Here is a 21464-nt window from a genome sequence, read left to right as displayed (position 1 = left end):
GATATGTTTATTTGTAAGAACGGTATTATAAACGACTTTACATTCTATATTGATAATGAAAATGCTATTTTAATAAGAAAAACTGATATTTTGATAAAAAAACAGGGAATAAATGTAAGGTTATGTAAGGATTTAGACAAGAATGCTGTAAATATTTTACTTTCAGCATTAAAGAATGGATTCTATAATATTTACTATAAAGGATATTTATTAATTTATAATATAGGTTATGGATACGGATTGTATAGAATTCTAAAAATAAACTATATAGATGATATATTATCTGAAAAGACCATACAACTTCTTAATGGTAAAATTTCACAAGAAGAATATGAAAAATGCATGACAAAATTAAAAAATGAAAAAGGTCTTAAAGGATTTACAATAGTCGCTATAGATGAATTTAGTTTACTATCAGAAAATATTAATTGGGATTTATTCAGTTATAAAGTAGATAAATTGGAAAACTGTCATGAAATTAATGCAAAGATCTCAGATAAGATAGAAATAGGTAATTTAAAATTTGATATTCAGAAGGAGGCAGAATTTGTTGATTTAGCGGCATTTATTACACTTTTTAACATAATTAATGGTAAATATATTGGAAATTTTGAGATAAAAGACGGTGAAGGATATATTTATAAGCCATTCACTGAAATCAACATTACCAACATAGGAAACACAAGAATATGTGGTAAAATACGTCTTCCTAAGGAAAAACCTTGTGCTTTTGGAGATGGCATATCATTTTATTCCGATAATACAAATACGCTAAACGAAGTTATAAGCGATATAAATAAGATTAAAGAAATAAGCGGTAAATTAAAATAAAGAAGTGTTAAACAAAATACTTTGTGAAAGTAAAAGTTAAATTAGTGAGGGAAAATACAGAGAAGAATGTAGAATTAAATGATAAATCTTCTGTAAAGGACTTATTAAGACTGTTAGGATATAATGTTCAAGGAGTAGTTGTTTTGAAAGATGGAATACCTATAATCGAGGACGAAAAGATTCATGATGGTGATAGTTTTACTATTTTCTTAACAGCTTCGGGCGGTTAAATATGGAAACAAGAAAGAAAAATTTAAGTCGAGTACTTTATGGTTTGAGAAGTATCAATAAAGCTACAAGAGAAAAGTCATGGAAGGAAATTGAAAAAATAAGCGAGTTTGAGCCATCTTATCTTTATAGGTATAGAGGTTATTTAAGATCTTTGTTATGGAATAAATTACAAGGAGTTAGAGAGGATGCGTGGAGTCATTTAAGTATATATAAGATATTATCAGTAGACGGTATTGAAAGAAGCCTTAGTTTATCTTCAGATAAATTAAAAATCACAGCATGGCTGCACGTGGCTGATATGATAAATTTGGGTATTCTAGATAAAGGGGATGTAATAGCGATGAGAGACCATTTTTGGAAACTTCTGAAAAGTTATTATCCTACAATACGGAAAAAAGCATGGAATCTTTTCCCTATTCTGGTTAAGGAAGGATTTTTTCTAGAAAAAGATAAAAATAGATTTCTTGAATTTCTGAAAAATCCAAAGCCTAGTATTAGAATTAAAGCTTGGCAGAAATCCATTTTACTCCTAAATATGGGTTTTTTAAGTAAAGAAGATATAAAAAATAATATAAAGTATTTAAATGAACTTTTAACAAAGGAAAGTAATATTAAGAAAATAGCTCAAAATATTCTCAGAGGTTTAAACGTTTGAAAGTAGCCATAGTAGGAGGAGGAATAATAGGACTTTTTACAGCATATTTTCTTCAGAAAGAAGGTACTGATGTAACTTTATATGAAAAAGCCGAACTAGGAAGTTATTCAATTCATGCAGCAGGGCTAATAGAGCCATACAGATTTGATAAAATAAATTCAACTGAAATGATAGTAAAAATGTTAAAATATACAATAAGAGGAGATACATATATAAAATCTGCAAATAAACTATGGTTAACCGAATTAATCAAAGAATTAAATAAAAATCCACCAAAAGAAGCCTGGAATACACTGAAGGAAATGGCTGAGTTTTCATTATCGCAATATAAAGAGATGAGCGAAGAAAAAAACGATTTCGATTATTTTAATGATGGTCTATATGAAGCCTATAATGATGAAAAAAGTTTAGAAAAAGGAATAGAAGAGGAGAAGAAAAGCCCATTTTCTGTTAGGTTTGAAGTAAAAGAGTTACAAGGATTTGCAGGAGCTATTTATTTCCCCGAATTATCTAGAATTTCTACGGAGAAGTTTATTAAAAGAATATCAAGCGAGATAAGTAAAGTAAAAGTAATAAATAAGGAAATAGCGTCTTTAGACGAGTTAAACGATTTCGATTCCATTGTCTTAGCTTCAGGAATATGGACTACTAAATTTATTAATATTCCTTTAACTGCATTTAAAGGATATGGCTATAGAGTTAATGGAAATTCTAAGTTTAAAAACGCTATAGTAATAGTAGATGATGGCGTCGCAATATCTCCCTTATCTGATCATATTAAAATTACGGGTGGTTTCGATGCAGATTTCTCTTTCGATTCCAGTAGAGCAGAACTATTTTTAAAGAAAGCTTCAAAAATTGTAGACATTAATTACATTTATGAAATGGATATGGGATTTAGACCGTGTTCTCCAGACGGGTTTCCAATATTAGGGAAAAAAGGAAAAGTTACTATAGCTACTGGAGCTTGTAGGTTAGGATGGAGTTATGCACCTGCAATGGGTAAATATGCCGCGGATTTAGCTCTTGATAAAATAAAATCTTTAGGTTACATGTCGCGTTTTATTGATAATATTTAATTTTACGGCCCTTATTTTTGGTATAACATATTTAAGCTAGAGAGAGTATAATGATTATAATGGGAGCAGAATATAGACAATTAATTAAAACTCTTACTAATGCCAAAGAGTTAATTTTCAATGGTCACATAAAAGAAGGGTTAGATATAATTGAAAAAACAGTTACGCCAAATAATATAAAGGAATCAAATTGGGTTATATGTAATATTATCGACGCTGGAAATTGTAATGCAGTAGTTTCAGTGCTAGATAGTATAGGCAAAATGTTTGATATAACAGCATGTGGAAACATTAAGAGAGTCATAAAATGTTACGCTAGTGTAGGTAAATATGGCGAATTTGTAGATATAGCAATAGATACGTTAGTATCTAAAGGAAGAAAAGATCAATTAGATAAAATATTACCAGATGTAGGTAATAATGGTAAGATATTACTAAAATTAGCTCAAGCATATTCAAAACTTAAAGATCAGAAAAAAGCTAATGAACTTTTAAGAAAGGCATGTGAAAACGGAGAAAAGGAAGGTTGTGAGAATATTAACCAGATTTCAACTAGTTTTTCATAATGAGAAAGACAAAAATAGTTGCAACTTTAGGCCCTTCTAGTGAAAATAAAGTAAAAGAACTATCAAAATATGTTAATATTTTTAGATTGAATTTTGCTCATGGCGATGAAAATAGTCATAAGAAATATTTTGATTTAATAAAAGATTATGCTAAAGACGCATCAATTTTAGTTGATTTACCAGGACCAAAAATAAGAATTGGAGATATAAATGGTAAACTAGACTTAAAAAGTGGAGATAAAATAGTTTTTTCAGAAAAAGAAGGAATTCCGGTAGAAGATCCTCTCTTTTATAAGGCCGTAAAGGAAGGTATTTATATTTTATTAGCTGATGGAAATATTAAGGTAAAAATCGATAAAGTAGATTCAGATAAAGTAGAAGCTACTGTTATAGAAGGCGGTATATTAACATCAAGAAAGGGAATAAATATACCAGATATAAAATTAGATTCTGGAATAACGGATAATGACCTAAAATTACTAAATGAAGCTTTGAGATTGGGTGCTGATTTTATAGGCCTATCTTTTGTTATAAGCTATAAAGATGTAATAAAAATAAAGAACATGGTTAAAGACAAGGTTTGGATAATATCAAAGATCGAAAAAAAGAGTGCCGTTAATGATCTTCATAATATAATACGAGAAAGCGATGGAATTATGGTAGCTAGAGGAGATTTAGGAGTAGAGATAGGTCTAGAAAATTTGCCATTTGTACAGAAGAAGATAATTAAGCTGTCAAAATTAAACGGAAAACCTGTCATTTTAGCTACGCAAGTTTTAGAATCTATGGTAAATAGCCCAATGCCTACTAGAGCTGAAGTTATAGACATTTCAAACTCCATTTCTCAAGGCGTGGATGCAATAATGTTAAGCGATGAAACCGCCGCAGGAAATTTTCCTATAGAAGCTGTTAAGTATCTTGATAATATAATAACTGCAGTAGAGAAGAGAGTTAAAACTGTGAGACCTCCCCCAAAGAGCAGTTCTGATGATGCTATAGCTATTGCCGCTGTAAATGTAGCAGAGGTTTCTAAGTCAAAAATAATAGCCGTACATAGCAGAAGTGGTATTTCAGCAATAAGAATTTCTAGACTTCGACCAAAAGTTCCTATAATAGCTTTATGTCCAAATGAGAATATTGTCAAAAAATTAAAATTATGTTGGGGAGTTTATCCGTTTTATGTTAGAGAAGTAAGGTCTTTAGACGAGATAACTCAATTGGTGGAAGAATATTCAAAGGATTACGTTAAAGAAGGAGAGAGTATAGTTATAGCTGGAGGAGATCCTAAATTAGAAGAAGGTAGAACTAATTTCATAAAGCTACATAGGGCTTGATACATTTTTACTTTATCTTTAATTTTAAATATAAAACTCTATAAGATTTTATATCTAATTATTATACTATTACGTTCTCTAATTCTTTGCACTATTAATCATATATAATATTTATATCTTAAAAATTAGTAGTTTACAATCAAAAATTTCTTCTGATTAAAAAATATTATAGACGTTTGTCTATAATATGTAAAGACACAAGATTATATACATGAATACGAAAGTATAAATGAAATGTCAGTGAACCTAAACTTACAAATAAGGACAGCTTCTATAAATGATGTTGAACATATATATAACTTGTATAGTTCCTTAAGTCCTGATGATCTTTATATGAGATTTTTTAGTTTTAAGAAAATAACAGAAGAAGAAATAAAAAATTTAATTTCAAGAAAAGCTTTGGTTACTTTAATAGCAGAAATAGATAATAATATTGTAGGAGAAGCCTCATTGTATGAAGATGGGGAATTCTCATTAGTAGTGTCTCCAAATTATAGAAAAATGGGTATAGGAACTAAGCTAGTTGAGGAACTTGTAAATCAGGCAATGGAACATAAGTTAGATAAGATTAAATTTTATACACTTCCTGATAATATTCCAATGATAAAGATTGGAAAGAAATTAGGGTTTTCTTTAAAATTTGATGAAGATGAAGTATTTGGTATAAAATATATACATTAGCATATTACTTTTTAAAAAAAGCTTTAATACTGTTAAACAGAAGGAATTTCAGCCTTGAAGAAAGTTATTGCACCATGTGAAATTGCAAGTAGAGATATAATTCCTGCTATTAGAGCAATTATAGTTATAGGACTTTATAAGAAAGGCACATCTCAGACTCAAATAGCTTCATTTTTAGGAATAACGACTGCAGAAGTAAACTATTATATAAAAGGTAAGAGAGGAAATAATGAGATTATAAATAAGTTACAGTCTGACGTAGAGTTTATGGATACTGTAAGTTCTACTGTAGAGAAAATTATAAATGACACCGACGTTATAAATCTTTGTACGTTATGCAGCATTGCACGAAAGAAAATATTAAAAGACGGAAGTTCATGTCCTTTTGATTGGTAACTTTGTTTTCCAATAGACGTTTTGCGAATTTATTTAAGTTTTAAAGGTTAAAACGTTTTATTAATTTGTTATAAAATCAGTGTTTGCACCCTTAGTTCATCTATCACTAAGTCTGGAAGATCATCATTCTCTAGGGTAAACCATACGTTTATCATAACTTTATTTTTTTCTATTTTAACTTAAGATAACACTAAATTATGCTCAACTCTCGAAGAGTCTATGAGATCTCTTTTTCAGTTTCTCTCTTTTTAACTACTTTATCAAATATTATCCAATTTCTATACCATTCTTCATTTTCTTTTCTTAAAAAGGATAATATTAACGATGTCAATTCTTTAGCCGAAATTTTTTCCTTATTTTCCATATATAATTTACCTATTACCATAAATGCTATTTTTCTTGCAACCTCAATGGATGCTCCAGTTTTCAGTACACTTACTACGATTTTCTCATAAATTATATCTTCTTCACTTCCATCTCTTTTTATTATCTTCATACTTAACTATTTCTCTTTATAGAATTTAAACTTTGTTTTAGTTCTAAGGAAGCCGAACGTCTCTTTTGGGCAAAGGATGATGCCGCTACACCTACAAAAAATAATGCAGAAAGAATTAATCCTATAGTAGTTTCAATAATTCCTCCAGTAGTACCAGGTGATATAGCCCATGCTATTATAAAAGAACCTAGTACTCCCCATCTCCAGTTCTTCTTCCAAGTTTCAGCCTTTACTAATCCTATATAAGATAAGATGGTCATTACTAATGGAAATTCAAATGCTAAACCTACTGCTAACATTAAAGTAATAAGCGTACTAATAAATGCTCTTAAACTTAACGTAGGTTCTACACCTAAAGATTGCGTAAATATAAGCACGAATTTCATCATAAATGGAACAATAATGAAATAAGCAAAACTCGAACCGGCAACAAACAGCGTAATACCAGGTAATATAATGTTTCTAAATAATTTTCTCTCATTCTCATACAAACCTGGCGAAATAAATCCCCATATTTCTTTAAAAATTATAGGTAAAGCAACAAAAAAGGCGAAGTAAAAAGAGATATATGCGGATGAATATATAGTATCAAAGGGATTTAAATTCAATAAATGTAATTGTGGAGGTAATTCTGCATGTATAAAAAATACTATAAGTCTTGTTGATATGCTATGAAACAAATTAGGATATATTATAGGTATAGAATAACCATAAATCGTGATAAACCTAAAATCAAACGCAAATAAAATTACAAATACTATAGCCAGAGTTATAAATGCACGTCTAAGTCTAAGTGCTAATTCCCTCAAATGAGATAATAAAGGGCGTTCTTGATCAGCTATTTCTTCAGTTCTTGCCACCATTTTTCTTTAACCTCTCTAATTCTGCTTGCATTTTTCTTATTTCTTCTTCTAGTTGATTAATCTTCTCCTGATTATATGAATTATATCTTCTACTATAAGAGGAAGATACATCATTAACTAAACTTTGTCCGGCTTGTCTAGGGATATCTCCAACATTATTAATTTCTCTAGTGAGTTCATTCCTAAATTCCTCTTGTCTCTTTTTAAATTCCTGAAACGTTCTACCTAAATTTCTGACAGTTCCTGAAATGTCTTTTTCTCCACCTAGAAGCAGTATACCGACTATAATAATAATTATCATGTCAGAGATATTACTAAGCATTACTATCACTCACCTAAATAAAACTTTTAAATATCTTAATATTTTTTGGAAAAAATTATTTAACTTGTTGTTTGGTTTTGTTGCTTTTTTAATTGTTCTAACTGGTTTTGTAGGTCTCTTATTTGCTTCTCTAAATCTTGTGGATTAGCTTGTGAACTAGCAGGAGTAGTTTGTTGAGTGGGTTGTTGACTTACTTGAGTTTGAGGAACAGTTTGTTGCATTTGATTAATCTCCATTTCGGACTCTAATCTACCCTTCTTGAATTCCCCTACTGCCTTGCCCATATTTCTAAATAATTCTGGAATCTTGCTTGTTCCAAAGAATAATAAAACCGCTACGAGGATTATAATACCTAAATCTGTTGGGCTTAAATTACCACCAATCATTCTATCAATCCTTAAATAACACATACGAACCAAAGTTTAAAAACATTGCGATTGTGGAAAATTCATAAATAATGTGGACAGTGTTAAAGATTACGTTTTTATAAAATAAAAAATAAAAAATAATTAATTTATTTTCCTAGCTTGTCTAGTAATTCTTTTGGCGCGTCTTTTTCGCTTACTGCTCCTCTACCAGTTTTTCCGTTGTCGTCATATGTGAATGATACCATTTTTCCTACTTTCCATACTTTCTTTACTTTTGATATGTCTACTTCCTTCTCTTCTCCCTTATACTTGAATTTTATTTTTGTTGCCATCAAGTTCTTCTCTTCTCAGCGAGGTTAAAAAAGATTACGTTAACAAGTTGAGTACTACTTATGATATTTCCTTTAGGGAAACGTATACTTTTATTTTGACAATTTTATCTTGAAAGAGTCAAAACTAAACAAGAGAAAATTTTATTGAAGCTGATTTATTATCTTTTTATAAATTATTTAAATTATATTGAGATTTTTTAATCTAAATTTAACTTCATGAGATAAGAGCTGCAATTTTTAATATAATAATTAAATTATGGAATGAATTAAAGTATATACTAATAAATACTGACAAAATATAGAGTTTTACATAGTAAAATGCAGAATAATTTTGTAATATACTAGAATAATTATGATAATAATTTTCTATTAGCTTCTAGCTGGAAGACTAGAACATTATATTCCTAATTACTATAATATAAATTTTTCTATATCTTATTGTAGTATACTTAACTTTAGTTTACGTTGAAAAATATTCAGATTTATATAATTTGTCCACATTATATTTTTATTTTGTTTAAGTTCTACATCGTAGGGCATAAAAACTTTATAGTATTATGAAAATAAGATAAAATATGTTCAATCGACATAGAGATGAATGAGAAAAATGTTAAAAAAAATAGTTTACAAGGTAAACAAATATGCTTTGAGAAGAAGTTTTGTAAAAGTGTTTAAACACGGGCCAATAATTGCTTTAGATCAAACTAAACTATTAGGTAAAAATTAGGCGGGTGGTAAAAATGTATTAAATCTCCTTAAATAAATCGCATAAGGTATTAATTATTCTTGCCCCGTAGTTTTTAGCTTCTTCTCTATTTATGTTTATATCGTTTATTACTAAATATATTTTTTGAATATTTGACCTATTATATGCTATAATATCTTGCATAGTATCGCCTACAGCAAAAGTTTCGTCTGCTTTTACCATTAATTTATTTAATGCTGAGATAACCGGTTCGGGGTTTGGCTTTCCATTTTTAACTTCATCGCCTGCTATAAGTAGATCTGGAGAAAAATTTAGAATACTTAATGATAATTCAGCAGAGGCCTTAAGCGAAGATGTTACAATAGCTATTTTGATGTTATTTTCTCTTAAATTCTTAAGAATTTCTACTGCACATGGTGTTGGCTTTGCCATTTTTATTACAAGATCTTTATAATATTCGTTCTTTTTATTAAATAGTTCTAAGTATCTATCTCCACCTAATATTTTTGCAATTTCTATAGTTCTCATACCCATTAAATTATCTAGTTTAACATTTACTGATATGTTAAGATCTTTAAGAGCTAGTTCCCATGCAGTTTTATGAACATTTGCAGTAGATACAAGGGTTCCATCTAAATCAAATATTGCTGCTTTAATCATTTTGTTACAATAGCATCTGTTATGTTAATCCATTTAAGTTTATATCCTAAAAAGTCTAATACCTCAACTATATAATCTCCATATTTATTAATTAATTCACTTAATTTTTTATTTGAGAAATCTATTTGTTTTAGCTCGTCTAGTATATTGTTTTTAATATAATAATTTCTTATAAAAGTATAATTTGAAAACTTCTTTAGATTCTTTCTTAAGATATCTTCGGGTATATTAGTCTTTTTAGATATTTCTTTTATTGATACTATATCCTTATCTAAAGAATAATTTATTTCGTATTTGGCATTTTTCCTTTCATAATCTTTTAACCATTTGTAAACTTCTGCTATGTTAACTTTTCCCTTAAATTTTATTACTTGAAAATCCTCAAAATCTTCCTTACTGAGTTCAGAATTTAAAAGCACTAATATGGGAGCTTTAGTATCTTTTAGTTTTGAAATTTTTTCTCTAATGTAATTTTTAGTCCAAAAGCCTACTATTTCTATGTAAATGGACAAATTCCCTTTCATAACTTTAAAGTCTGGGATAAATAGATGTTTATTTACTACTAATGCTTCTGGTTCTCTTACGATATTCCAATCTTTAATACTATTTTTGAAATCATTATAGAATTTCTCTTCTATTGAACTATCAAATTCCTTTTCATATTTTTCCTTATTATATTCTATAAAATCAATATTAGATAATTCAAGTTTATAAATTCTTCTTTTATTCTTTCCGATTACTATTTCAGCTTCTATTTTCCAGTTTTTAGATGATAAAATATATGGTAATAAAATAGCTATATTTCTTCCATATTTTTCTGTAAGTTTTAAGAGAGTTGCGGGTCCCATGATTTCTATACTTATTGGATTCTCGTAAGCAAAGTACATCAAACCTAGCCACTTAATTCTTCTTGCTATTTCTTTCCAATTATCCTGAACTTGAACTCTAATTTTATAACATTTGAATAACAAAGTTTGTAATAAAGATAAATTATATTCCTTTAATAATTTCTCTGGAGATATATCTTCTATTGACGAGACTACCTTCTCGCTATCTAAATCGGAATACATAAACCTTTCTGCATCGATTTTTAGTGAATTTGACACATGATTTAGTATTTTTTGTCTATCTTTATCATTAATTGCCGGTCCTTTAGAAAATAATTCTCTTCTTATCAGTATTGGCTCTATAGGAGATTCTCCAGTAAGCGTACATTTTCTTAACATAATTCTGTATAGCCCACGAATAAATTTTAGAAGATTCGAATCATACTGATATATTTGTTCTAGAACTTTCTCTCCATCTTGAATGTTACCTAATTTATCTCCTACTTTAAAGAGTTTAATTATTTCAGATGCTATAGATATGTCTTCTTCTGACGCTAATAATGGAACTATATTATTTCCAATTATTCTATATCTTGATAATTCAGATGGTAGCACGAGACCTCCTCTTACTTAATCTATAATCGGATGTTCCTTTAGTTATAATTTCTATTAATTTTGCCTTTTTATTTTCTTTCATTCTTAAGATACGTCCTAGTCTCTGTAAAAATTGTCTTGAACTACCATAACCACCTAATACTATTGCTAAATTAGCATCAGGAATATCAACTCCTTCGTCGAACACATTAGAAACTACTATAACTCTGTATTTATTTTCCTTAAATTTCCTTAGTATTTCATTTCTTTCATCTTTTGGTGTTTTATATGTAACTGCAGGTATTAGGAATTCTCTCGACACTCTATAGCACATATCAATATCTCTAGTAAATATTATAATTTTGTCTTGTTCACTATCCTTTAGGATTTCTCTAAGTTTATCTATTTTAGCTTCAGAATTTACTGATAATTTTAATGATTCATGCCAGGCCATTAATGCCTCTCTAGCTTCTGGATCCCGTCCTGCCATAGCTAAAAGTCTATGAAAAGCTCTTAAACTATCTAATTTAAATTTCTTCTTTTTAAGAAAATTATTAAGCTTCTCTCTTAATTCATCATATTTCTCTTTTTCTTTATCTGTTAAATTTACGTATATTTTTTCAATTTCGTATTGAGATAGGTATTTTCCAGCTAATTGAGATGGTTTTATTCTGAAAACTTCTGGTCCAACAATATTAGGCAATATAACATGTCTTCCATCTTCTCTTTCTGGCGTAGCGGTTAAACCTAGTCTATATGGAGAGACCAACATTTCAGCTATATTAGAATATCCTTCAGAAGGTAAATGATGAACTTCATCGAATATGGCAAAATAAAATCTATTGCCTATCTCTTCTATTCTAGTATATGCGGAATCATAGGTTATTACTGTAATTCCTTTAATTTCATCATATCCTCCTCCTATTCTTCCTGAACTTACTCTCAAAAATTTGAGAATATTATCATACCATTGGTTTACTAGATCTATTGTAGGAACTATAATAATAGTTGAAACTTTAAGAACCGAAATAGCTTTCAATGCTACCGCAGTTTTTCCAGAACCTGTAGGTAAGACTATTATGCCCCGCTTTAACTTTAACCATGAGTCTAAAGCCTTCTCTTGATATTCTCTCAATTTTAAACTATCTTTAATCAACGGGAATGGCAATGATTGCATTACGTAGTCTTTGATTTCAATTCCAGATTTTTTGAAATATTTCAAAACATCTCTATATTTATATCCAAACCCAACATAGTTCTTTAATTCATCATTCCATTCTAAGCCTGGTGCATAAGAATCAGAAATTATTAATCCTTTGTAATATCTAAGGACTACCAATTTGATAAAAAAATGTTATGCTAATTATTAACTTTACTCATACTAACGTATTTTTTCTCCTTATAAAATTCTTTTGAGAGAATTACACCACCAATAAGAAATGGAATTTGATAGCTTGCCCAAAATATATTGATACTTATTGCGTATGCTAAGGTATATGATCTTACGGAAAATAGCCATATAAATCCTAAAATATCGCTAAATATTAGTAAGAAAAGTATAAATAAATGAGGCAATATTAAATTTAAGTTGAATTTTCTTGTTTCTTTTGGAGTAACCTTAAAAGGAGTTCTTTTTCTCATTATCCATGAAACGAACGCTAATGTTATACTAGGAAATTCTAGATACTCTACACTTTGATGAAAATAGAATCCTTTTATTCCATATTCTGTTTTATCTCTTGTAGCAAAAATAAATAATGCTATAGTGAAAATCAAGTATGGTATGTATGCCAAAAGGTAGCACACAGGATTTATTTTCATAATAGGAATTTTAAACATTAAGAAAAATATTGGAGCTAAAAATTCTATCAGGGTAATAGGTCCTTCTTTTATCCAATACAATGTTCCAGAAAAATAATCAAAAAATTTTGAAAAATCTAAGTTACTAAATATAATTTCTTTTGTTAATTGAAAATATCCAAATGCCCATCTTGATTGTTGTATCATGTAAGCATTAAGATCTTGTGGAGGTTCGCCATACCATATTAATGGAGCGTCTATATATATTGATTTATATCCTTTTTCATGAATCTTTATCGAAGTAGCAGCGTCTTCTGTAACGCTATTTTCAGACATATATCCAACATCTTTTAGAGCGCTTATTCTAAAAACGCTACCAGAACCTAGTGAGAAAGCTGAGGACATGGATCTCCCTCTCATAATTATTCTTAAAAATGGTTCTTGTTGATATTTAGCACCTGATGCTATCCCAGAATTTATTTCTGAGTAGTTTTGAGGAACTTGAACTAGGGCTACTGCAGGATCTGAAAAGTATGGTAATACTTGCTTAAAGAAGTCTTCAACAGGTCTCTGATCCGCATCAAATATTGCTACAAAATCATATTTTTCGCTAATATTCTTTAACGCATCGTTTATTGCTCCTGCTTTATATCCTCTTCTTTTTTCTCTATGTAAATAAATTATATCATTTTTATTGCAAAAATTTTTTAATTCGGTAGAGATTTTATTATTAGTGGAATCATCAAGTAAGAAGACATTTCCCAAATTACCTATAGCAGTCTTTATAGACATAAGAGTTCCTTCAACTATTTTTGGATCCTCGTTAAATGAGGTGACAAATGCCGCTACTTTATATCTAGTTTCCTTTCCTACAAGTTTTACAGAATATTTTTTAGATCTTATACTTAAAATAAAGAAATCTAGAAATATATAAAATCCAACTACCATTGAAATCCAAATTCCAAAAGCAATAATTGCAGTTGCAAAACTGACAAAAGTAATATATGTAAAAATGGTAGATACGAAAAAAGGGGATAGAGAGAATATCAAGTTAGCTACTTTCACAAAATATCCCTTATTTCATATTCTCCATTTTCAAAAGTGTAAATATCATACTCAACAAATGATTTTATTTCATCGCAATCGTCTGCAATTTTATCACAAATTAAAAATATTTGTGAGTTTTTCTTATATTTTAAATAATTTATAAATGAATTCCAAAATTCATTTTTTTCTGCATGCAAATCGCAACAGTTAGATGCCGGTGTTATATCGTTAGTTCTATGGAGTATTATAGCTGGATTGTCAATATCTTTAATCTCGTCAAGAATTTCGTTGCTTAGTCTTTTTGAAAGTTTTATTACATCACTTATGTTCTTTATCACAAATCTTTCTTCTCTATATTTTGGCAATATAGAAATATTTATAAAATTAATATCATTTCTTTTAAATATATCATATATTCTATCATTAGTAGAAACTAATATTATTACTTTTTTCCTATTATTTAATGTTTTAGAAATATTTAATATCAGATTTGTTTTCTTAGAATTTGGTACACCCTCTATTAATATGACTGAATTAGAATTTAATATATTTTCCAAAGATTTTGGAGCAACAGACAATATTTTATGATCAGCAAATTTTTTATCAATAATATTTATGGCAAGCTCATTTATTTCTTCTGGAATTGGAATTTCAACTATATTTCCAGAAAAATTAATTAATTTCTCATTTAATGGGATAACTAGTCCAAAAGCTATATTAAGATTAGAAATTATTTTTTTCATTTTATCTTTAGCATGCTGAAGTTCGTCATATGTATTTGGAACCAAATTTATAATAAATGATAGCGGTATCCCAGGATATGTTGTATTACCTTCAATATTTTTGATGTAATCTATCGTATTTTGGATAGAGTTTTCTGAGTAATTAGTTATATAGATCCTAAGATTTTTGGCATTTTCGAATAAAGAATAAAATACTTGTAATTCATGTTTTGCTACTTCACTATTACTCGTAACCAATGGAGGATTATCTATTATATAATAATCATATTTTCTATAAACTAAGAATCTTTTATATAATAACGAAAACTGTTCCATTAAATACTTGTTTTTATGTATTTTATCTATATCATCCTGAAATCTATCTCCATCCCCAAATAATTTTATAACTCCTAAAGTTCCCTCATTTATGGCTATTTCCTTGTAACTATTGCCAAAATTATCCTCATCATCTACAACTTTAGCTAAGATACCTTTATCTCTTATTCCCATAATATAAGAAGAATATCCTATAAGATCTCTATCTACTAATAAAACATTCTTTGAATTCATAGCCAGCGCTTTTCCTAGGCTAAGTGCAGTTGTAGATTTGCCTACTCCTCCTTTTATTCCTAGTATTGTAATTCTGTAGACCTCACTAGTACTCAAATCTATCTTAAACAATATGTAGTATATAAAAATATTTAAAGACTTTTATTATATTATTTTCAGTATAATATTAGTGTCTTATAGCGTTAGTATTATTTACTAAAAACCTTCTTTATGGGTAATATAAAACTTAAGATGTTAAGTTAACTATTATCGGAGTTTGATTTATATAATATTTAGTTAAGTTTACTATTGAGTTATAAGGGTAGTGACAAATATAATTAAACTATGATAATCGAACCTTTAGCGTTTGAAAGTTTAGGCGTGAGATCTCAGGCTACTTTTATTGAGACTAAAGACATTAGAATTCTAATAGACCCGGCGGTTTCCTTAGCTCCGAGACGATATGGTCTACCTCCGCATCAAAAAGAAGTCGATAAGTTATCTGAATTAGCCAAAATCGTAACTGAAAAAGCAAGATTAGCAGATGTCATTATAGTTACACATTACCATTATGATCATCATGATCCTGGGTATATTATCCCAAGAGATATCTATAAAAATAAAAAAGTTTTCATAAAAGATCCTAAAAATATGATAAATAACAGTCAAAGGAGAATAAGAGCTCCTAAGTTTCTAAACTCCATTAAAAGTTTGCCATCTTCTATAGAGGTTGCCGAAGGTAAAAAAATAGAGATAGGTTCTACAAAAATATTTTTCTCTAATGCAGTACCTCATGGAGCAGATGAGAGATTAGGATATGTGGTTCAAGTGGGTATAAGAGACGGTGATCAAACTCTTTTGATAACTTCGGACATTGAAGGTGCACCAAGAGACATGCATATAAAGTTCACAGAAGAACTCAAACCTAATACAATAATTATTGACGGTCCGTTAAGTTATCTTTTGGGCTACGCATTAAAGCAAGAAGATTTAGATAAATCAATAGATAATTTAGAACATATCGTAAAAGAAGGATTAGAAACTATGATAGTTGATCATCATGTTTTGAGGGATATTAATTATAAATCAGTACTATCTAGAGTTTATGAAGTAGCTAAAAGTGTTAATGCTAGAGTTATAACAGCTGCAGAATATCTTAATAAAGAACCAGAAATATTGGAGGCCAGAAGAAAAGAGTTATTTAAGGAGGAAAATAAACCGGCTCGTATACCAAGGAACCTAGCTGAGATTCTTAAGGTAGATAGCTAATAGGTATAAAGTGTGCTAATATTAAACCCCCCAAATAACTTCCTATTAATGCTATTATTCCTACACTTATTTGCTCTAGTGCTCCTCTACTTTTATGCAATCCAGTATACTTTGTAGCTAGACTTCCAAATATTCCTAGTGTTGCTATAATTATTGCGACAGAACTTAATAATGCGTAATAGAAGTCAAATTTAATAAAAATTGATAAAATAAAAGGCACAAGCGGAACTATACCACCTATAATTAAATAAAGGCTCATCAAAAAACCAAGTTTAATAGGATTCTCAAATTCTTCTGGAAATATTCTTAGTTCATGCATCATCATTTCATTAAGAGTTACTTTTTTATCCTTCATTACTATGTCGGCTATTTTTTCTGATTCTTCTTTGCCCAAGCCTTTCCTCATATAGAATCCTATTAGCTCGTCTCTTTCTTTTTCTGGGAAATTGTTAATTTCATAGTTTTCTTTCTTTATCTCGTTTGCTATAACTTGCATTCTAACTCTTGTAGAGATATATTCACCAATTCCCATAGAGAATCCTTGACCTATTGTTGCTATTAATCCCATAACTACAACTATCAAAGGATCATGTGAAAAACCTGCTGCACCTATAGTTATGCTACCTACTCCAATAAGTCCGTCCTGAATTCCGAAGACCTTTGTCCTAAAAGTATCGGCTTCCTCGGTATAATGTATAACAGGTTCTTTTTGCGACTCTTGCATAAATTCATTATATAGTATAATCTTAAAAATTATTCTTGGATTACGACATTTCGTAAAAAGATTTCTTCAATTACGACTTTTCGTAATAATAAGATAAATTAGTATTTAGATGAATTTTTTTATAAGCATCATCTAAAAATTTCTAAAATAAGAAATTTTAGCCATAAATTATGTTACCCAATGCTTGCAAAATATAGAGATATTAATTTATCTTATATATGTCGTTATGTCTAGAGATAAAGCCAGAATAAATTCCCCATTCTGATAAGGTTATTTGCAAATCATAGAGGCCTTCAGGACTATTATATATGTTAATACCCTTTTTCTCTAACGAATCTTTTAATTCTTCTAGCGTAAATGATTTTAGATCTTTAGCTGTAGCAAATGGTTCTACATCTAGTAAACTTTCCTTTAGGATTTCTTTTCTCTTCTTTATGTTAGAATTAAGGAAATCTATTCCTTTATCAGATATTATTATATCACCTTCTCCTACGGTAATGAACCCTAAATAACTTGCTGTATAGACTATAGGCATTAGATCATCTAAATCTACTTCCATTTCTTTTTCAAGTTGATAAAGGTCCGTTTTACCATTGAATGTATTTTGTAATATACTTAATAATCCTAAAAGATCTGCTACTCTAGCTCCAGGGTCTACGATTTTCACATGAACATTTTTAAGGATATTAGTATATTAAACTTTCGATTTTTTCATTTGTGTTAGCCATTCAATTATATATGCAAGTGGAAATCCATAAAAACCTAAGATCATCAATATATCTAAAATTGTAATGTAATATCCATTACCAAACTGTTTAAGTGCATTAAAATGTGCAGGAGAAGTAGCTGAAATTATTATGCTTAATATTCCTAAAACTAAACCTAGGTTTATTAGTGCCTTTTTCTTTTTAGAATTTATAGAATATGCTAGATATATAAGAAAAATTACTATAATTAATGTAGAAATTGTCAAAATTAAGGGAACTTTTCCAATTAACATTATACCTCCAATAAACAGAGATATTGAAGATCCTAGTAGATAGTATGAATATCTAATCATTTATTACCTATTAAAAAAGGTTAGTGATAAACATTTCTTTCAATAAAAATCAAAAACAAAGCTTTTATTTTTTAAAGTGTATTATTGCTTTATGAATATTTTAATACCAGCAATAATAGGTGGTTTCTTTATAACCACTGCTTTTATAACGTTCTTTATCATAAAAAAGCCTAAACTAGGAGATACGTTAATATTCTATAGTATATATGCTGGTTATTATATGGGGCTTATACTTTATTATTTCCACATGATAGTACTTGCCATAATAACAGCATTCCTCATAATAATGCCTATAATTGTCTGGAAATTCTTGAAGAAGCTTTATATATAAAAGTAAATTCATTAAAGTTACAATATGGTTAGTCTATCCAAGAAGCTCGAGCCAAAAGAAAATTCTATACCAAAATATCTAGTAATTTCTCAATCTTTGAGTTCAATAGCTCCATTAGGTTCAGTTTCTGCATATCTAACGTTTGCTTTAGCGTCCTCATTAGCTTCAACAGGATTGGCTTCTATAGTAGGAGTGTTCGTCTATTTACTTTGGGTTATAATAGGCTATAGATATTCAAAAGTAATAGCATCTACTGGAGGAACATATGAATTTGCTAGACAAGCATCTGGAGAAACAATAGGCTCAATAGCAGGATGGCTTTATTGGATAAGTTATGCCATATATTTACCGTCTGTCACAACTTATCTAGTAGGTATTGTATTACCTACTGTCATTAACTTCCAAAGCATATATTTATCTATTATTGAAGTAACTATTCCAATAATATTGACATTATTAATGATATCTGGAATAAAGCCACCATTATTTTATTCATTAATATCTTCAACTATAGAGGTAATTCTGATAATAATTCTAGGTTTCAAAGTTTTGATAATTAAAGGTTTTTCATTAGAGCCATTTTTCATTACGGTACCGCAATATGATTTCTGGAGTGGGGCTTTAGCTGTAGCATTCACATTAGCTGGAGGCGGCGCGTCTTTCTTTTTAGGCTATGAGGCTAAGGGTAAAGGAAAGACAATTGGTTCTTCTTATCTTATAGCCTTTGTGATAGCATCTATAGCGGTTATTTTTGCCTCATATTATGAGATAGCTGCTGCTGGATACAGTAATCTAGGAGTAACTAATTTGCTTAATATAACTGAATTTCCAGGATTCTATATATCAGAGAAATTTATGGGGTTTACTTTTGCATTTATTATTTTTATTTTTACAGTAAATAGTTTGTTAGGTTCGGCTATTTCTGCATACGTAGCATTATCTAGGCTAACATATACATTAGTATCTAAAAATATGCTAAAATCTATTCTTACAGTGTTTATATTTTTTCTTATTTTTAATGTGTTAGGTAGTATAACAGGACAATTACAATTAATATATTATTTTACCACTGAAATATCTCTTATTACCTTATTTGCCTCTCATTCTATAGTTTCTGCCGTATATCCGTTTTTTATCAGAAAGATATCTAAAATTTCCTTTATAGATATTTTATTAGCAATTTCTAGTTCAGGAATAATGATGTATGGAATTTATTCTAACCTAATTCCTATTCAACTTACTTCAATAATTTCAATAGGTGTTATTCTTTTTGTAGCTGCAATCGTGATTATCTATAGGTATATTAGTAAATCTAAATACTGATATATAAATGATATAAAAATTGAAATTTTTATGTAATATCTAATAGTTCACTTTAAAACATCTTCTTCATTAATTTATATCTTGTGAATCTGGCAGAAGTAATTTTAGAAGTAGGTAAAAGTAGTCCACAAGATTTAGCAGAAGCATTAGAAGGGAAAGTAGATGAAAAAGAGGTAGCTAAGATAAGACTAGAATCTGCTAAATTCTATTTAGAGCAGGCTGAACTTAACATGAGTCTACCTGCTGCAGCTTCAGAAGACTTATATAAGGCAATACTTGAAGGGATGAAATCTCTCAAGAGCTATTTGGGTATTTCAGAAGATTTGAGGAACGCAATCCCTAAGATTTCGGATATCCTGGGAGATTGGATAGACGAAGCATGGGAATTAGGATTAAAGTTACATTATGAGGGTTATATATCCGAGAACTTTGAGGAATCAGATTTACAATTCTATTTTGTTAAAGTTGAAAGATTTATAGAAAATTGTGAAATAGCAATAAGTTAAAAAGTCTAGGATTTATACAACGTTATGCTGATATAATTACGTAATTGTGTTACTGTAAGATTCTTTGTTGCTATACCAGATATATATATTTCAAGAACATATTTTCCAGGATGAAGAAATATTACAAAGGTATTATTCAATGACGACAAAGTAATGACATTTCTCTTTAAAATTATCGGTGACATTATTGGTTTTACTATAACAATAGCATATACTTGGTTTATGTTATTGTTAGTAACATTTAAATGGAAAGTATAGTCTCCAAAGTTCTTAAAGTGTATTAATATAACTTGGCTATAATTATACGAGAAAGTATAATACTGCGTTCTAGAAATTTTATGAATTACGATATTACTAGTAAGTTCAGTTGTAGAATATACAAGAACTAATAACGAGATTATAAATAAGGCTAGTAATAGTTTATTGTTCATTTTTATCTCCCTTCACTAGGTATTTTACCTTTCCTTTTTCTCTAATTTCTGCTAAATAGCCAAGACTTTTTAGCCTCTTTACTCTTCTATAAACAGTAGTCCTAGGTAATTGCGTCATCTCCGATATTCTAGTTAAATTATCTGCTCCATTTTTTATAGCTTCAATAATTTTTTTATCTCGATCATCTAATGTATTGGTATTTTCCTCAAAATTAATATTAACTCTATTTCTTTTTATCAGCAAAAATAAGAGAAATGTAGTAGAAAATAAAGAAACTAAAAATCCAATAAAAAAGATAGATATTTTATTATGTGAAACCTCCGTAGTATATGTATAGCCACTAACGTAATATAATATAGTTATGTTTTTAGAGATAAATGTTAAATTAAAATAATCATTATAATATTTGAAGGAAATTGGTGACATAGAAATGTATGATAGTTTAATATATGATGGTAAAATTATTATAATTTTAGATGTAAAATTCTCAGAAAACGAAATTACACCAGAAAAATTCTCATAATAGCTTATTGTAGCTGGAATTGAAGATAATATAATAGTATTGTTTTCGATCACGTATTTTACGTTTATTGAAAGATTTCTGGCATTTGGGGGTATATAGAGCTCTTTAGATTGTGTATCATAAATAATTACATGACCATTATAGTTAATATTTACTGTATTATATGCACTAGATGCTAAAGAAAATATAATAGGTAGAATAAGTAATAATATAGCCTTCATTATAGTCCACGAGTAA

The 21464-nt window shown here is 28.8% G+C and carries 27 protein-coding genes; 12 read left to right on the top strand and 15 right to left on the bottom strand.

The features are described from left to right. The first annotated feature begins 3 nt into the window (after positions 1–3). The 8 genes from DFR85_RS16925 to DFR85_RS16890 all read left to right on the top strand — a co-directional run bounded on the left by DFR85_RS16925 (position 4) and on the right by DFR85_RS16890 (position 5773). Positions 4–831, top strand: a complete 828-nt coding sequence (locus DFR85_RS16925) for a hypothetical protein (RefSeq protein WP_110269298.1) — start codon at positions 4–6, stop codon at positions 829–831. A gap of 23 nt (positions 832–854) precedes the next feature. After that, positions 855–1061 carry a MoaD/ThiS family protein gene (locus DFR85_RS16920; RefSeq protein WP_110269297.1) on the top strand — a complete coding sequence of 69 codons (207 nt, stop codon included), beginning with the start codon at positions 855–857 and terminating at the stop codon, positions 1059–1061. A 2-nt stretch (positions 1062–1063) separates the two neighbouring features. Further along, on the top strand, positions 1064–1717 hold the full coding sequence (locus DFR85_RS16915) for a hypothetical protein (protein WP_110269296.1): 654 nt from the start codon (positions 1064–1066) through the stop codon (positions 1715–1717). Continuing rightward, positions 1714–2796, top strand: a complete 1083-nt coding sequence (locus DFR85_RS16910) for an FAD-dependent oxidoreductase (RefSeq protein ID WP_110269295.1) — start codon at positions 1714–1716, stop codon at positions 2794–2796. Before DFR85_RS16915 ends, DFR85_RS16910 begins: the two co-directional genes overlap by 4 nt. 59 nt (positions 2797–2855) lie before the next feature. Then, on the top strand, positions 2856–3362 hold the full coding sequence (locus DFR85_RS16905) for a DUF1955 domain-containing protein (protein ID WP_110271735.1): 507 nt from the start codon (positions 2856–2858) through the stop codon (positions 3360–3362). After that, positions 3362–4696: a pyruvate kinase gene (gene pyk / locus DFR85_RS16900; RefSeq protein WP_110269294.1), complete on the top strand. Its 1335-nt coding sequence runs from the start codon at positions 3362–3364 to the stop codon at positions 4694–4696. Before DFR85_RS16905 ends, pyk begins: the two co-directional genes overlap by 1 nt. 240 nt (positions 4697–4936) lie before the next feature. Further along, the gene (locus DFR85_RS16895; protein WP_110271734.1) at positions 4937–5377 is read left to right on the top strand and encodes a GNAT family N-acetyltransferase; all 441 of its coding nucleotides are present in this window, start codon (positions 4937–4939) and stop codon (positions 5375–5377) included. Positions 5378–5431: 54 nt separating this feature from the next. Next, the gene (locus DFR85_RS16890; protein ID WP_246252963.1) at positions 5432–5773 is read left to right on the top strand and encodes a transcriptional regulator; all 342 of its coding nucleotides are present in this window, start codon (positions 5432–5434) and stop codon (positions 5771–5773) included. A gap of 217 nt (positions 5774–5990) precedes the next feature. Here the strand turns inward: DFR85_RS16890 and DFR85_RS16885 are convergent, their stop codons facing one another. The 10 genes from DFR85_RS16885 to DFR85_RS16840 form a co-directional block, all read right to left on the bottom strand. Then, complete coding sequence (locus DFR85_RS16885; RefSeq protein WP_110269293.1) at positions 5991–6269, bottom strand: ATP cone domain-containing protein; 279 nt, start codon at positions 6267–6269, stop codon at positions 5991–5993. 2 nt (positions 6270–6271) lie between these two features. Then, entirely contained in the window at positions 6272–7132 is an 861-nt protein-coding gene (tatC, locus tag DFR85_RS16880) for a twin-arginine translocase subunit TatC (protein WP_110269292.1), read from the bottom strand. After that, complete coding sequence (locus DFR85_RS16875) at positions 7116–7454, bottom strand: twin-arginine translocase TatA/TatE family subunit (RefSeq protein WP_110271732.1); 339 nt, start codon at positions 7452–7454, stop codon at positions 7116–7118. The genes tatC and DFR85_RS16875 overlap by 17 nt, the downstream gene beginning before the upstream one ends. A gap of 59 nt (positions 7455–7513) precedes the next feature. After that, positions 7514–7864 (bottom strand): twin-arginine translocase TatA/TatE family subunit, encoded by a 351-nt coding sequence (locus tag DFR85_RS16870; protein ID WP_246252962.1) that lies wholly within the window; start codon positions 7862–7864, stop codon positions 7514–7516. Positions 7865–7968: 104 nt separating this feature from the next. Beyond that, on the bottom strand, positions 7969–8154 hold the full coding sequence (gene sul7d, locus DFR85_RS16865; RefSeq protein ID WP_110269290.1) for a Sul7d family chromatin protein: 186 nt from the start codon (positions 8152–8154) through the stop codon (positions 7969–7971). A 745-nt stretch (positions 8155–8899) separates the two neighbouring features. Further along, positions 8900–9520 (bottom strand): HAD-IA family hydrolase, encoded by a 621-nt coding sequence (locus tag DFR85_RS16860; RefSeq protein WP_110269289.1) that lies wholly within the window; start codon positions 9518–9520, stop codon positions 8900–8902. Further along, positions 9517–10962 (bottom strand): endonuclease Bax1, encoded by a 1446-nt coding sequence (gene bax1, locus DFR85_RS16855; protein WP_110269288.1) that lies wholly within the window; start codon positions 10960–10962, stop codon positions 9517–9519. Before bax1 ends, DFR85_RS16860 begins: the two co-directional genes overlap by 4 nt. Beyond that, on the bottom strand, positions 10949–12280 hold the full coding sequence (locus DFR85_RS16850) for a DEAD/DEAH box helicase family protein (RefSeq protein ID WP_110269287.1): 1332 nt from the start codon (positions 12278–12280) through the stop codon (positions 10949–10951). The genes bax1 and DFR85_RS16850 overlap by 14 nt, the downstream gene beginning before the upstream one ends. A gap of 20 nt (positions 12281–12300) precedes the next feature. Beyond that, complete coding sequence (locus tag DFR85_RS16845; protein ID WP_110269286.1) at positions 12301–13806, bottom strand: glycosyltransferase family 2 protein; 1506 nt, start codon at positions 13804–13806, stop codon at positions 12301–12303. Continuing rightward, complete coding sequence (locus DFR85_RS16840) at positions 13803–15176, bottom strand: nucleotide-binding protein (RefSeq protein WP_162582545.1); 1374 nt, start codon at positions 15174–15176, stop codon at positions 13803–13805. The genes DFR85_RS16845 and DFR85_RS16840 overlap by 4 nt, the downstream gene beginning before the upstream one ends. A gap of 228 nt (positions 15177–15404) precedes the next feature. Between DFR85_RS16840 and DFR85_RS16835 the strand changes: the two genes are divergently transcribed. Further along, entirely contained in the window at positions 15405–16328 is a 924-nt protein-coding gene (locus tag DFR85_RS16835; protein WP_110269284.1) for an MBL fold metallo-hydrolase, read from the top strand. Here the strand turns inward: DFR85_RS16835 and DFR85_RS16830 are convergent. From DFR85_RS16830 to DFR85_RS16820, 3 genes are all read right to left on the bottom strand, one after another. Next, a complete protein-coding gene (locus DFR85_RS16830) occupies positions 16312–17052 on the bottom strand; it encodes a VIT1/CCC1 transporter family protein (RefSeq protein ID WP_110269283.1) in 741 nt (246 codons plus the stop codon). The two genes, DFR85_RS16835 and DFR85_RS16830, sit on opposite strands and share 17 nt — an antisense overlap. Positions 17053–17254: 202 nt before the next feature. Next, the gene (locus tag DFR85_RS16825) at positions 17255–17719 is read right to left on the bottom strand and encodes an AAA-associated domain-containing protein (RefSeq protein WP_110269282.1); all 465 of its coding nucleotides are present in this window, start codon (positions 17717–17719) and stop codon (positions 17255–17257) included. 27 nt (positions 17720–17746) lie between these two features. Then, positions 17747–18112 carry a hypothetical protein gene (locus tag DFR85_RS16820; RefSeq protein WP_246252961.1) on the bottom strand — a complete coding sequence of 122 codons (366 nt, stop codon included), beginning with the start codon at positions 18110–18112 and terminating at the stop codon, positions 17747–17749. 91 nt (positions 18113–18203) lie between these two features. Between DFR85_RS16820 and DFR85_RS16815 the strand changes: the two genes are divergently transcribed. The 3 genes from DFR85_RS16815 (at position 18204) to DFR85_RS16805 (ending at position 20272) form a co-directional block, all read left to right on the top strand. Beyond that, on the top strand, positions 18204–18443 hold the full coding sequence (locus DFR85_RS16815; protein ID WP_110269281.1) for a hypothetical protein: 240 nt from the start codon (positions 18204–18206) through the stop codon (positions 18441–18443). Positions 18444–18467: 24 nt separating this feature from the next. Next, positions 18468–19766, top strand: coding sequence for an APC family permease (locus DFR85_RS16810; protein WP_110269280.1), 1299 nt, complete (start codon positions 18468–18470; stop codon positions 19764–19766). 83 nt (positions 19767–19849) lie between these two features. Then, positions 19850–20272, top strand: coding sequence for a PaREP1 family protein (locus DFR85_RS16805; RefSeq protein WP_110269279.1), 423 nt, complete (start codon positions 19850–19852; stop codon positions 20270–20272). Positions 20273–20277: 5 nt separating this feature from the next. On the opposite strand, the gene DFR85_RS16800 is transcribed toward DFR85_RS16805, so the two are convergent. Beyond that, positions 20278–20703 (bottom strand): hypothetical protein, encoded by a 426-nt coding sequence (locus DFR85_RS16800; protein WP_110269278.1) that lies wholly within the window; start codon positions 20701–20703, stop codon positions 20278–20280. Continuing rightward, positions 20693–21448 carry a helix-turn-helix transcriptional regulator gene (locus DFR85_RS16795; RefSeq protein ID WP_110269277.1) on the bottom strand — a complete coding sequence of 252 codons (756 nt, stop codon included), beginning with the start codon at positions 21446–21448 and terminating at the stop codon, positions 20693–20695. The genes DFR85_RS16800 and DFR85_RS16795 overlap by 11 nt, the downstream gene beginning before the upstream one ends. Positions 21449–21464 lie beyond the last annotated feature (16 nt).

It is taken from the genome of Acidianus brierleyi (assembly GCF_003201835.2).
Lineage (GTDB): Archaea > Thermoproteota > Thermoprotei_A > Sulfolobales > Sulfolobaceae > Aramenus > Aramenus brierleyi.
This window is presented reverse-complemented; position numbering and strand designations above follow the sequence as displayed.